The sequence below is a fragment of the Vreelandella subterranea genome (assembly GCF_900111305.1).
Lineage (GTDB): Bacteria > Pseudomonadota > Gammaproteobacteria > Pseudomonadales > Halomonadaceae > Vreelandella > Vreelandella subterranea.
In genome coordinates this window covers 121613-135231 of record NZ_FOGS01000004.1, presented here as the reverse complement: position 1 = coordinate 135231, position 13619 = coordinate 121613, and the positions used below count along the sequence as shown (strand labels likewise).

Here is a 13619-nt window from a genome sequence, read left to right as displayed (position 1 = left end):
CTTGGAACAGCTAACGAGCCGGTTTGGAGCTGCGAAGCAGCGAAATACAGGTCATCATGTAGCCGATTGTTAGACTATTTGGGTGGAAACCTTAACCTTTCAGCCAAGCTTTCTTTATCTCGCTGAAATCAAGCTCTTTCCATTCTTCTTTCCATAGTTCAAAGTAGGGAATGTCGTTAGATGAGGGCACAGGGTCACACTCATCAACCTTGACCAAAGAAGGCATAACAACTGCCTCGCCAATGAGAAGCGCCTCCCCTGCGCCGAGCGTAGGTAACTTATCGCACAGATTCCCAAGGGTGTCTGGAAGAAGACGAGCGACATAATTCTGATCACTCGGGTTTGTTAGTCGCATTGCTATGAAGTTACTGCACTGTGAAAATATTGTCTCCGATATTTCGGATGGCCTTTGGCTGGATAGTAAAAGCGTGACTCCATACTTTCGACCTTCCTTGGCAATGCGTTCAATAGAAAGCTTTGAGGCTCTGAACCTTGCCAATTCACTATTTGGGACATACTTGTGAGCTTCCTCGTAAGCTAACAAAATAGGTGCATCACTATTAATTGGCTCGCCTGCGTTACTCCTCAAAACTTTATAATAGTAACCATGTTCAAAGAGAATTCTAGAGATCAGTGATACTGTAATGCTTAGAACCTCAAAAGGGACACCACTCAAGTCAATAACTGTAACATTTGCCCTATCTTCACAATAACCCAAAAGGCTTTTTAGCGTGCTTTCTAACGTAGCATCTTCACTTTCACTTCCAAATAAAAAACCCAATCTCTCCTGAGCCACTTTCGATTCAAAGCGTGAAAAGAACTTATTCAAACTTCCGTCCGCATAGTCTCCTTTAGATATACTCTGTGGCTTTGTTTGATGAAATTCAAGTCTATTTTCGAAATACATACTTAGTCGTTCGTCCGAAGTAAGCTGTATGCCATCAGTGGCATCAGTCTTTCCATCCTTTAGAGTATAAGAACTATCCACGACCATGTATCGCGATTCATTTTTCGCATTCACAGTTTCATTTTTTATATTGTAAATAGCATTCAAAACTTCATGAATATCAAACTTTATCGGACTATCGTAAAATATAGACTCACTTTCAGGATTGTGTTTTCTTTTGTTTTCTGTAACAAGGTTTCGAAATACTGAAGACTGATTATAGTTGTCGCGCTCACCAGTATCTAGAAGAATCTCCTCCAGCTCTTCACTATTAAGAAGCCAATACGGAAGGTGAAGATTATTTACATTGAGGAAGTTCGCACCTGGGAAGGCAGTTTTATATTCTGAGTGTATATCAAAAATAACAATATGAGAATTGTTAAGAGTATACTCTCCATTTTTTTCAGCGACGGCGTTCTGGATTACTTTCGATATTGTATGAGACTTGCCAGCGCCAGTAGAGCCAACCACGGCAATGTGCTTGTTAAAAAACCGGTTGCCGTCAACGGGAACTTTCACGTCGTCGTTTGTGGACAGCGAGCTGAAGACAAATTTTTTCTTGGGATCAACTGACTCCTCGAAAATTTTCTTAATATCATCTTCAGTTGCAGGGGAAACACCGGTTGGAGGAATAGTTAAAGTGTCCCCTCCACGGATAAACTTGCCATCATCAATTATGCCTAGCGGTAAAGCCTCAATTATATGCCGACGTTCAGCCTTTTCAGTAACTTCTATACAGAAGTTTTCAATGGTTGCAATAAGTGCGCAATCGTCGCTATCAGTTATTCGCAAGTAAGATCCGACCTTTATACTCTTTCCATCGGAAAATGCCGCAATATCCTCAACGGAGATTTTCACTTTATCTGGATATACGGCAATTACTTCAGCTTTTATTTCGTCAGCGATTGTCATGATCTTAAGACCTCGTCAATAAAGTATGCACTATTTACTTTAATAGTGTTATAGGACTCACCTGTTGGCAAGTACTTCAAGTCAACTGGATGATCTTTGTAGAAATCAAAAATCTCGATCACGGAACCTCTTATTTCTGAGATGACAGGAGCAAGCTGATCAACTTCAGGTATAAACTTAAGACGAATTTTATTTTCTTTCGATGGTTCTGTAACAAGGTAGTCAGGATAAAACTCAGCTCCCTTGAACGGATACCCATCATTAAAATTAACCCCTTGCCTGAAGAGATTAGTCTTTAACGAGACCAAGTCATCCTCTGAATTTCCGCGTATCAATATATACGGGCAAAACCTATCACTTTGCGGCGTGCGAGTATGCTCGACATGCGAGAAAGTGTTTCCGATTTTCACTAGCAGAGTAGTAAAATCAGAAATCCTCAACTCACCATTTATATCGATAATAAAAATTCTCGAAGCTTTTGGAATTTTAGTTGAAGTATGCTTAAAAAATTTTTTCTTAATAAGCTTGGCATAGTAGTCGTTGCCAAACTTCTCTTGCAACCACAAACTGAATACTACTTCCTTGCGATTTACCTCTTTAACAAATCTAGATTTCGTGATTTTTCGCGAATTAATGTCAGACTGGATTGCCAAGGACTGAATAACATTGATTGCGTTCGGATAGTAGAACACTTTCGCATCTTCAGCGTTACATCCAGGAATTTGGGAGACAAGCAGTCTAATAACATTGCTCTGCTGATCATCATAAGACGGAGCATGAATATCTATATCGAGTTGACTTCGGAAGTTTTCTAGTTGCGTATCATTCACCCCAAGCTCAGTGTGCTCTTCATGAACAACTCTCTCGTGATTATATGTAAGAAAATTTTTCTTGAGAAATTCCAAATCAAAATCAGCTGGAAGCTTGCCCTGTCCTTCCTTGTAATGCCCATAGACTCTGTATCTAAAATTCTGATCCGTTGGACAGCCTGCCGTAGAATAGTGCCGTAACATCTGAATCACGGCATCCTTTATTACAGAATGGTTATATGTTGTGCCCTCATAATATTTACACTGGACTAGCGCGCTGTAATCCCCATCATCAAGATCGATATCCTCAATGCCCTCCACAATCACTCTTGATTGCGGCGCGGATGCGTTGAGAATACTTACTATCGTATGATCAAATTGGTAGAAGTACCCTTTGATAGTTGCATGGGCAGAACGGTTTGACACTTAATCATTCCTTTTATATGTAACATGCTTTAATTTTAGATGATATCATTGAGGCAGCTTGATAAAAGAATCGGCATATTTAATACTATGTTTTAGCCTCGCGTAAAAATAGCCTCATTAAAAGTTCTTTTAGTTAGATTCTGCATTTGTAGGGCTCGGACTCAGTGTTGGTACTTTTTCATACAGCCCTTGGAGAATAAGGGGGCTACTTATGCCAATATGGAAAGCCAGAAAGGGATTGATTTTATTCCCTCCATCAACATAGAGAAATCCTAGCACTGACCCTACAACAGGCCATATCAGAAACATAACCCAATAAAGGCAATCCTTAGTGGTCCTTTCGCTAGGCATCCTTTGTGAGTCTTGATATAAATTAATTATATTTATAAAAAAACCTCCAACCCCAGCAATAAGAATAGACTTATAATACGGTTCTGAAAGCATATATATATCCATCATTCCATACTTATTCTATTCAAAATCCTGGCGCCGAATTTTTCAATCATACTAGACTCACTATCTATCTTTTTCCGTGTTGAATACAAAGGCTGCCCCTTATCATTTCTATTTCTTGCTCTAACAATCTTATTAGATTTTTCATATATTTCATGAAATCTATTTAACGGTATTTTAGTATCATTCAGTATTCCATCGATAGTGCGCCATTTGAAATCTGACATTTCTATTGCATTAACTATTTTATCTTCATCGCTACTAATACTCATACTTTTCACCTTAATATGTCTAATGCTAATACTCAACCACATTTAAACCATCACCTATAGTGGCTTTTTAACTCTCCCTGGATGGTATCGAATATCGGAAGACCTTACTCTAATTAAGTGAAGTTTTGCAAGTTTCTGAACATAGTTTCACCAAAAATATTCTGAGACTTTCGGCAGAGTTTTTTTACAAAATCTAGAGTGAGTTCCACGTGCGCCGTACCAACATTGTGCGAGCACCTAACCACTTTTATTTTATTATTATTATTTGCGTAATTGAACGCCTTCTTATGTTGAGATTTATCCAATTCAAGATCACCTGAAGCATGAGAAATAGCATTCCTTAGGTTACTAATCTCCAAAACTTCCTGCCACTCTACACCTTCAAAAACAGAAGATAAGCCACAGACTTTCGACAAGTAAAGCTTTGCCCTCTCGATTCCCTGTCCGCGAAAATCTTTTAACGATAAATCTAAGTCTTTTTGGCAGTTAGAATAGCAACAGATGTCATTCAGATTCTTCTCGAATACAGCATACGTCATCAGGAATGCAGACGCGGCTTGCAGCTCAGGGAATATGTCGCTGATCCTCCAATAGTCATACGAATGTATGTCAAAGAAGATATCCCGCTCATCCTGATTAAGCCCCTCCGTCCTATCACGAACATATGCCTCGAACCGTTCCCGCTCTCCTAACAGCCCCCTAACAAGGAAGTCGCAGTGAGCACTTAAGTTGTCGAAGTCAATCATAATTCCGGCCTTGGTGAAACCTTCAACTAGCTTGCGATCTCTTGGCTCTTGATGTGACACAGTATCTACCTTTTCATTTTATTAAAAACTCACATTCAGAAGCATACAACATTCCCGTACAAGCACATTTTTCTCTTTTAATAAAAAATTTGTTACTAAATACATTAGTAATAAAACTCGCACTCCTGCAACTTTTCCGCTAAATACTACCCTATTCTTAATCGCCTCCATCCCTTCAATCGACTGCTCATAGCTCCAGGCAATATCTTTATTGCCGTCCAATGAGAAATACACCGTATGCCCTTTAAAGGGGCAATAGGTCTTCGTTTCTGAGATTGTCAGCAAATCCATCCGCACGTCGTCGCGTGGGAGGTAATGGCGAGGCGGGTAGCCGCGCTCGCGGAGTTCGAGGGGGTTGGTGGAGTCGGCAAGCAATGTGCCATCCACATGCACCTGCACGCGCTGGTTAACGGGGTGGAGCTCGATGCGAGGGGCATGTGACATTAAGTTGTTCCCTGCGGCGTTTTTTCGCTCTAGTAAAATTAGCCTAGCAGTTAACTTATGTTAAACACACCCCCGCAGATTAGCTTTTAGTCGGTAGCGGGTGGATTGGTGGGAGGAATCAGGCCTTCTTCACGAACTGGGCGGTGAGCATCATGTCGCCAGCGCCGTCGACCTTGCAGTCCAGCTGGTGGTCCTTGCCTTCCTTGAGCCGTTTGATTACGCCTTTGGTGCCAATCTTGAGCACAATAGAGCTGCTTTTCACTTTGAGGTCTTTTATTAGCGTGACTTTATCGCCTTCTGCCAGCAGGGTGCCGTTGGCATCCTTGACGGTGACCGCATCTTCAGCGGCGGCCTCGGCGGGGTTCCATTCATGTGCGCACTCGGGGCAGATGAACAGGCTTTGGTCCTGGTAAACAAATTCAGACTGACAACGGGGGCAAGGCGGGCACGACATAGTAATGGCTTCTGTGGTTTGATTAGCGAGCTATTATACTGCGCCCTGGCGGCCTTGGCGAATGAAGCCACGCCAATCAAGGTTGCCCGCCCTGCCTATTGCTCCGGCGGGGACAGGTGGGCATCGGTCAAGGTGCGTGGCCGGTAATCACAGGTTGTATCGGCCCAGCGCTTCCAGACGCTGTCATCGATTGAGATATTGACCGCCGGTTTTCCCTGCATGCCTTTTGAATATTGTCGGTAGAATCGGCCGTCTTCCGTCTTTCCAATGCGTTTGAATTTGGCGTAAATCCCCCACAGAAACTCGGCGAAAGAATCTCTTGGCGCTGTCTTCCAGGCGTCCTCAAGCACCTCGTATTGACCCACTTTCAGACCGGCCTTTTCCGCCTTGCCTAGCATCCACTTCAGCGAAATATCGGCCAGTGTGTCGTCAGGGCCGTACCCGCCGCCTACATTGGCGTGGGCGCCAATAAACCAGCGCTGCTCTACATCACGGTTACCGGCTTTTTGCTTGCCATCCTTGCTGGTCCAGAGCGAGACGTTATAGGTCTCTCTGTGCTCGTCCAGCGCCACCGCTTGGTAGGCATGATCGACAATGCTGGAAAGCTCCGTATCGTGCCAGTCGTATTTGCTTTTAAACAGGGTGGTGCCGGGCACGCCCAGGGCGCCAACGGTATCCCAGATGCCCATGAAATGAATCCTCGGCTGGCGGCTGAAGCTTTTCTTGAACTCCTTGCAAACGTCAGCGTCTGGGTGCAGCGTCTTGTCCCGATAAATGCTTTCGGCCTTATCGAGCAACCCTGGCGTGACCACATGCATTAACCCGCATTTCCGTATGAGCCCCACCAGGCTTCTGGCCGTGTAGGCACCGCGGCTGAAGCCGAATATCCAGATCTCATCGTCCTCTTGGTAACGCCTGCAAAGCCAGTCATAGCCTTTCAGTAAATGTTGGCTCAGCCCGACACCGAAGGCACCGCCGCTGATGCGCTGAAACCTGGAGGTACCCACACCGGGGTCGTAATAGAACCGTTGCCTTACTCCACCATCGTAATCATGAATAAGCCGCGTAATACGATAAACATTCGTCTGGTCTTCAGGGTCGTTCCAGGTCCCATCAAATAGCAGAATCAGTTTTTGTTTTGTCATTGTGTTCCCCATGATGATGCGCACTCTTGAACGGTGCTCATTACCACTGACGGAGGGGCAGCGGATGCGCTATGTGTCCTTGGGCATAGCGCATCCGGCGGCCTCGGCATTATGTAACTAATTGTAGTCGAAAATTAGTTCCCATGCCCTCTTACTGCCAGGAGCGGTCTTTTAGGAGCCATTGATATAGCGCTTTAAAGATATGCATCAGCCGCGCGTAAGCGCGACGGCTGATGCACTTGTTTGGCAGAGCGAGATGCTTGGAACCTAGAAGCACGCGCGAGCGCTTCTGTGTGAGGGAAATGATGGGTCAAGACAACTAAGTGAAGCCTTCCCTACTTAAAGCAGCAACGCGCTTCAAAACAGTGTCAGTTACACTCGGTTGTGCAGGTAAATCCGCTTTTCAAACTAATCTCGCCGCCGCTGTTACCATCGCATTGAAAGTAGTTTACGATCCGGTCAGTGGCACAAATGGCTACGACTGAGCCCGCTAAGAATGCCGCAATTGCGAAGGGCCCAGGGTCATCGCTCACGAAAATGAATGCGTTAGAGTCTTGAGAATAGTACTGGCTGCGAACAAATGTTTGCTCCCCAACCGAGTAGGTGTGCTCGCCATAACTAAATAACTGATCCGCAGCTGGAATTTCGGCCATACCAGCAGTGGTATCTATTTTGACCTCATGGACCAAGCCATCATCAACGCTTATTACTACCGGCCGCGGGCCACCGAACTCATTGCTCCAAATGGTCCCGTCGAATTTGTACTGATTTTGCTCTTCAGATAGCTCTCTCGACTGGATGCTCAATGAAGTGATAATACCCTGCGAATTTACGCCGACTGAATCCACGAGCGCGAACTCATTTTCCGCAAATGACGAAGCGGAGCACATTGTCAATACTACGGCCGCGATCATTCTTATCATGGTGGCTCTCCTTCAAGAGACTCAATTTCGTAGAATTCCAGTTGCTAGTAACAAGCGCCATATTCCGCTGATCGTGCAAGCTATGAGAAAAGTCAATCGAAATTAATAGTCGAACCAACCACATAGTCATCCCCGGACTATCAATAGCAAGATCGGGAAAGTCACCATTCGTACAGCATATGTACCAGAAGTCGGCAACATTGCTCTCCTGTACTTTGTACGACATAGTGCCCTAGTGTGGTCAACTACTCTTAACTGATTCTTGTCGGCCGACACCAAAAAATCAAATATTTCGAAGAAATCTGCAAAGCGCGGAGATTAGTGTGACTGCGTACCGCCGAAAGCCTGCGGTAACCGGCGTCGTAGCGCTAGCGGTGGGAACCAAAAGCAGCTCGATTTTGGCGTCCAGTTGACTACCTGGTTATGTCATTCAGATAAGTGCACGGGCCTCGGTGAACAATTTTTCAAGTTTGATGTTTGCGCTTTTGACCTGCTCTTCCGTCCAATTTCCCGGTGACGTCCAGTACTGCCATTTTATTAAACAACGATCCGCTAATTCGGGATCTAATTTGCGTAGGGCTAGCCCAGATTCAGCCCACAATAAAGAGACATTTTCTTATTTTTCCCTGTTTTTCCCTTGATTTTTTCTATTGGCAAGGTAAACCTGAGTTTTATTTACTACCTTGAATATCTTTTCGAGTGCCTCTTCGTAAGCAGCCTCAACTTTCCTTGTGTCTTCCTTGGCGATACCGATCCGTCTAAGAACGTGATCAAAGATTGTCAAAAGCTGTGCCGCTTCAACCACGGTGCTCTCCTTATGACATAACAAAGTATTAGACGACGCGTTCTATGATGGAATGAACGCGCTGGCACTTTTCTGGCAAATGCAGCCTGCCAGATTCTCTTTAGCTTATGACTCCCTGTATTATTAATTTTAATTAGACTGTATAGCTAAAATTCTCGCGCCTGCTGCATTTCCTGTTACGTCTGCTCAGGGTCATATTCTGTCGAAGCGCTTACTTTAGCATCGGTTAAATCGCTTCTATCGGCCAAAATTGGAATTATCGTTGATGGTGGTGTCGATTTTCGGCCAGAAGCGGCCTTTTAGGAGCCACTGATATAGCGCTTTAACGACTGGCTGAGGCGCGCCGCCCCGACAATGGATCGCAGGCCGCCACTTGCGCCAGAGTCGTTTCAAGCCAATGGTTATAAGATGTACCCCTTCCGCTCAAAATAGAGGTGGTATTGACGCATGACCGGATAAAGATAGTCGCGTACATCAAGCCCACCAACAACAAAATAGGTATGACTCAGGGAATCACCAACCCTCGTCAATGCCACATTACTCTCTCGAACTACCTTCGTGTCCATATTGGATCGATAGTGTTTCGCGGAGTTACAGAGCTCACGTACCAGATTGTAATTGGGATCATTGTGGAGCAATTGGTGCAACTCCACTTCCTCATGCTCTGCGTCAGATGCCATCGTGTATCCTTTGTGCCCAAATGGCCAAATCCAATCCCGGAGATGCGCCAGTGACGTCACCAAATTGAACAGAGTGTAATGGCTGGGTTCGTTCTCAAAATCGACAAAATCAGATTGGCATTTCCGAAACAGGTCAAAAGGGCCACTAAGCTCAAAGAATCCGTTTTTCATCGATCCGTAACCATATTAACGCTGTGCTCTGCGGAAATTTATGAGCGCCAGCGAGTAAATTTTCCGTAGCAGCACCTTGTTATGCCTCTGCGCCCAATATTACCTCTGCAAGCTCTCCAGCTATTTCTTCAATGCTCTGTAAAGAAGTGTTGAGCGCAACTTTGTCAGCAAGTGCTGGACTAAACCTAATAACTTCACTCTTTGTTATCTTGTGCCATATCGGCAATATCATTTTATGGCCATTCATCTCTCGCGCAACCATCGAATCAAGCTCATATTGCGTCCAGTTCTTCGAACAAAAAGCAGACGATAAAATCACTGTTCCAAATCTAGAATTCACCAAGCCTTGATCGATGCTTTTTCTCAAGCTATCACCGACTTTCAAAGTGAATTCGTCATACCATACTTTAACACCAATGTTTTCTAGCGTTTCAGCGAGTGGACGAACAAACTCCTCTTTATCTTCTGAAGCATGAGAAATAAATAAGTCATATTTCACGATATTTTCATGTGAAATATTCTGAGTGACCGCCAGCTCTTTTACAGCAGCAGCCATATTCGCAGTTTGATTGATCTCTGCTCGCAAACGGCGCTGGTATTCAAGCTGCTCTCTCTGATGCCTCTTTTCTATATCTGCTAATTTTTTTCTTTCTCTCTCGTCGGCTACGGCTTGCTTTTTGCGTTCCTTTTCCTCTTCCTTAATAAGATCTTGCCTGGCCTTTAGTAACTCCCCTTCTTTGTCGGATAGCTTTTTATAAAGCCCCGCTTTATTTACTTGTATCTTAGCTATCTCAGCCTGCTTTCTTTGAACTTCAGCGCTTTTGCTTTTTAGAGTGCTAACACTAGTATTTTTGGTAATGCTCCTTTCAATTTGCCCAATCCGGTTTCCACAATCAGACTCCTTTTTTGTCTCCAAACTCATTTTGTGATGGAGATCTGATATTTCTTTTTGCAACCTTGTAATAGAACTTGAAATTGTTGAGATCGACATTCTTACTCCATTGCCCGTTTGAATATTGCATAACAGCGTATAGGCGGCGCGTTTTATGATGGAATGAACGTGCTAGCACTTTTTTTCCGGCAAATGCAGCCTGCCAGACTCTCCCAAGCCTATGATCCTTTTGACTATTAATTTCCATTAGGTCTCATAGCCAAAATTTTCTCGCCTGCTGCTTTTCCGGCACATCCACTCAGCATCGAAAGACATCATTCACTTTCCCCACTAAATGCGAGACCCTACCCGCTATCACCTCCATCCCTTCAATCGGCTGCTCGTAGCTCCAGGCAATGTCTTGGTTTTCGCCCAGCGAAAAATACACCGCGTCGCCTTTAAACGGGCAGTGGGTGGTCGTTTCTGAGGGGGTAAGCAAATCCATCCGCACGTCTTCGCGTGGTATGTAACGCCGTGCCGGGTAGCCGGTTTCGCGTAGTTCAAGGGCGTTGGTCGAGTCGGCAAGCAATGTGCCATCAACATGCACCTGCACGCGTTGGCTAACGGGGTGAAGCGAAATGCGTGGTGCCTGTGGCATTAGGTTGTTCCCTGCGGCTTTTTATCTCTAGTAAATTTAGCCTAGCAGCAAAGTTCGTTGAATCCCATGCTCGTCCCATCACACTCTAGGCGCGAGGATGATCGGATCATGCGGATGTAATAACGGCTAAACGTTCGGGTTATCTCCATTCACAAACGAATACAGCTGAATATCGGACCGGCACATCCAGCCCTGGCTAGCCCAGAATTGTTTGGCCGCTTCGTTCTCGGGAAGAATCATCAGGTGCGATTTCAGAATGCCTTCATGCTTGAGCGCGTCCAGGCAAAGGCTGACCAGCTGTGTCGCGATGCCTTGGCGGCGGTGGAAATCCGCCACCGATAAGTGCTGTACATAGCCACGCTTGCCGTCGTGGCCCGCCATGATCGTCCCCACCAGTTGCCCTTCTTCTTCCGCCACAAAGCTCAGGCCGGGGTTGCGCCGTAGGTACTTTTCGATGCCTTCTCGGGAGTCGGCATCGCGCAGCCGCACGCCCTCGCTTTCGCTCCATAGCGCGATGGTGGCGTCATAGTCGTCGATGATCATGGGGCGGTAGTGCATTAAAGAGGTCTCACTGGTTGGCGGTTAGGATGAAACGGGATATGTCGATCTCTCAGTAGTCCCACTACCCATTTGGCAGCTAACAGGTGCATGACTGTTCCATCTTGTTGGCTAAGTTTTGGTTCACCGTCGGGGAAGGGATCTGTTGTTGAGAACACTGCGGGCGCACGAAATGGCTAGTGTTCTCTTAGCCGCTCACTCAACACGACGAGATCTTCAGCCACAAAATCCCATGCTTCCTCTGCTTCTAAATCATTGCTCTGCTGCGGGCCATATTCTGTGCGCCGGGGTATGAAAGCCGTTTTCATCCCCAATGCACGAGCAGCACGCAGGTCAGAATTATGCGCCGCGCATAGCATCACCTCTTCAGGCGGGAGGCGCAGCAGTTGGCAAGCCCCTAAATAGACTTCCGGATCAGGCTTGTAGTGCTGGAATAATTCGGCGGAAAACACCATGTCCCAAGGCAGTTCAGCATAACGGGCGACATCCACCATCAGTGAGATATTACCGTTGGTTAGCGTTGCGATGATGTATTGCTCTTTCAAACGCTGAAGGCCACGCTGAACGTCCGGCCATGGGTCTAACTTGTGCCAAAAGTGAGTGACGCGATCAATGGTCGCCGCGTCTAGCGCAATCCCGTGTTGATTGAGTAGTTTGACCAGGCTTTCCCGATGCAGATCATCTAATACCGTCCAGGGGATTTCGCCTTGACGTACCCTGTCCATTGAAGGTGCATAAAGCTGGCGCCATTGATCAGCCAGCGCTTCACTGGGTAGCTCAATCCCCAGCTCTTTCTCTAGCTCGCCGAACTGGTGAATCAAACTGGAACGCCAATCTACGATAGTGCCAAATACGTCAAACACGATGGCTTTCATTCACGTCTCCTTGCCGTTGGAGGGTCATTAGCAACCCCAGTAGTGTCATGGCGATCAGCAACCCCCAGCCGAGCATAAAACTGCCACTTATATCCAGCATCCACCCCAGGAGTGGCGGCACCGATACAATCGCCAGTTGGTTAATCGCCATGGCCAGCCCCAGCACAAAGCCGGTTTTATCGGCAGGTGCCGACTCGGCCACATAAGCCACCCAAGGGCCGTACCAGCCGAAACCAAAAAAGCCCAACCAGGCCATCAAGCAACCCAGCATGAACGTTGAGTGTAGCGGAAGCCAAACCAATACCAGCAGCCCGACGATCACCGCCACCATGCACACCATGACCGGGAAATAGCGCGAGCGACAGCGATCGCTCCAGGCCGCCAGCAAAATACGTCCGGCAACTCCGGCACCCTGGGCCACGAATAGCAAGGTCGCGGCCTGCAGCACGTCCATCTGCAAACGGCTATGCAGATAGAGCACGGTAAAAATCAAAATACCGTATTGAACCGAGATCAAACTGATACCGGACGCCATAATCTGCTTCATGGCCGGTTCACGAATCATCGCCAGTCGCGACAAGACAATCTTTGTCACGCCGCCTTCAGAGGCTCTTGCGACCGGCACCACACCACCAGGGGCACGATAAAAGAGCATAAAGACCAGCGCCCCGAAGATCGCAATCAGCCCGCCCACCAGAAAAGAGGCGCGCCATCCCCAATTGATAGCGACGGTTGGCAGTAGGATCGCCGCCAACGCCCCGCCCAGCGGCAAGCCTGCCTGACGAATGCCCATGGCAAAGCCGCGCTGGGATTTATCGAACCAGGCCGCTACCGATTTGCTGCCGCCGGGCTGGGCGGTACTGTAGCCCGCCCCGACGATGACCAAAAACAGCAGCATGGCCCAGTAGCTCTCAGCCAGCACAGCAGCGCTAAGCGCGACGCCCACGACAAGGGTGCCTACCCCCACTACCAAACGCTCACTGAACCTGTCCAGCAATTCCCCGGCCACCAACAGCCCAACCAAAGGCACCAGCTGAGAAGCCGAGACCAGCGCCCCAATCTGAAATGCAGAGAGCCCCATATCGGCCTGTATATAAACGCTGATGGCCCCGATCCCTTGAACGAAGAAACACGCCGCTGCTTGAGCCAGGGTGGCAATCAGCAGAATGACCCAGCGGTAGTTTTGAGCAGACGTCATCGGCAGTGTGGTTGCCATGTGGAGGCCTTTAGTACGTTGTATCAGGGCATTGAGTCAGTACACCGACTACCTCGTATTAGCAAAGGGGTATCAAGGTCGTTCTAAGCCAAGTTCATGGGCGGGTAAGCATTGTTATTACTTTAGCTAAAAATCATCCATAGGAAATAGTGTTTTGGATACTACGCTGATGCCAGTCGCCTATAGGGATGTAAG

The 13619-nt window shown here is 46.8% G+C and carries 14 protein-coding genes; all 14 read right to left on the bottom strand.

Going from position 1 to position 13619, the window contains the following annotated elements:
* Nucleotides 1-91 precede the first annotated feature (91 nt).
* The 14 genes from herA to BMX75_RS07565 all read right to left on the bottom strand — a co-directional run bounded on the left by herA (nt 92) and on the right by BMX75_RS07565 (nt 13424).
* Nucleotides 92-1858, bottom strand: a complete 1767-nt coding sequence (gene herA, locus BMX75_RS07635) for an anti-phage-associated helicase HerA (RefSeq protein ID WP_092826775.1) — start codon at nt 1856-1858, stop codon at nt 92-94.
* Entirely contained in the window at nt 1855-3093 is a 1239-nt protein-coding gene (locus BMX75_RS07630) for a DUF4297 family anti-phage-associated protein (protein WP_092826773.1), read from the bottom strand. Before BMX75_RS07630 ends, herA begins: the two co-directional genes overlap by 4 nt.
* A 455-nt stretch (nt 3094-3548) precedes the next feature.
* On the bottom strand, nt 3549-3818 hold the full coding sequence (locus BMX75_RS07625; protein ID WP_092826771.1) for a hypothetical protein: 270 nt from the start codon (nt 3816-3818) through the stop codon (nt 3549-3551).
* 113 nt (nt 3819-3931) lie between these two features.
* Complete coding sequence (locus BMX75_RS07620) at nt 3932-4624, bottom strand: hypothetical protein (protein ID WP_092826769.1); 693 nt, start codon at nt 4622-4624, stop codon at nt 3932-3934.
* 21 nt (nt 4625-4645) lie between these two features.
* Nucleotides 4646-5068, bottom strand: a complete 423-nt coding sequence (locus BMX75_RS07615) for a DUF427 domain-containing protein (protein WP_092826767.1) — start codon at nt 5066-5068, stop codon at nt 4646-4648.
* A gap of 118 nt (nt 5069-5186) precedes the next feature.
* Nucleotides 5187-5522 carry a zinc ribbon domain-containing protein YjdM gene (locus tag BMX75_RS07610; RefSeq protein WP_092826765.1) on the bottom strand — a complete coding sequence of 112 codons (336 nt, stop codon included), beginning with the start codon at nt 5520-5522 and terminating at the stop codon, nt 5187-5189.
* Nucleotides 5523-5617: 95 nt separating this feature from the next.
* Nucleotides 5618-6667: a DUF2235 domain-containing protein gene (locus BMX75_RS07605; protein ID WP_092826763.1), complete on the bottom strand. Its 1050-nt coding sequence runs from the start codon at nt 6665-6667 to the stop codon at nt 5618-5620.
* A gap of 368 nt (nt 6668-7035) precedes the next feature.
* Nucleotides 7036-7590, bottom strand: coding sequence for a hypothetical protein (locus tag BMX75_RS07600; protein ID WP_092826761.1), 555 nt, complete (start codon nt 7588-7590; stop codon nt 7036-7038).
* 616 nt (nt 7591-8206) lie between these two features.
* Entirely contained in the window at nt 8207-8395 is a 189-nt protein-coding gene (locus BMX75_RS07595) for a hypothetical protein (RefSeq protein WP_092826759.1), read from the bottom strand.
* A 930-nt stretch (nt 8396-9325) separates the two neighbouring features.
* Nucleotides 9326-10237, bottom strand: a complete 912-nt coding sequence (locus BMX75_RS07585) for a toll/interleukin-1 receptor domain-containing protein (RefSeq protein WP_092826755.1) — start codon at nt 10235-10237, stop codon at nt 9326-9328.
* Between the two features lie 199 nt (nt 10238-10436).
* Nucleotides 10437-10775 (bottom strand): DUF427 domain-containing protein, encoded by a 339-nt coding sequence (locus BMX75_RS07580; RefSeq protein ID WP_092826753.1) that lies wholly within the window; start codon nt 10773-10775, stop codon nt 10437-10439.
* A 126-nt stretch (nt 10776-10901) separates the two neighbouring features.
* Nucleotides 10902-11333, bottom strand: a complete 432-nt coding sequence (locus tag BMX75_RS07575; protein ID WP_092826751.1) for a GNAT family N-acetyltransferase — start codon at nt 11331-11333, stop codon at nt 10902-10904.
* A 176-nt stretch (nt 11334-11509) separates the two neighbouring features.
* A complete protein-coding gene (locus BMX75_RS07570; protein ID WP_092826749.1) occupies nt 11510-12208 on the bottom strand; it encodes a haloacid dehalogenase type II in 699 nt (232 codons plus the stop codon).
* Nucleotides 12189-13424, bottom strand: a complete 1236-nt coding sequence (locus BMX75_RS07565; protein WP_092826747.1) for an MFS transporter — start codon at nt 13422-13424, stop codon at nt 12189-12191. Before BMX75_RS07565 ends, BMX75_RS07570 begins: the two co-directional genes overlap by 20 nt.
* Between the last annotated feature and the right edge of the window lie 195 nt (nt 13425-13619).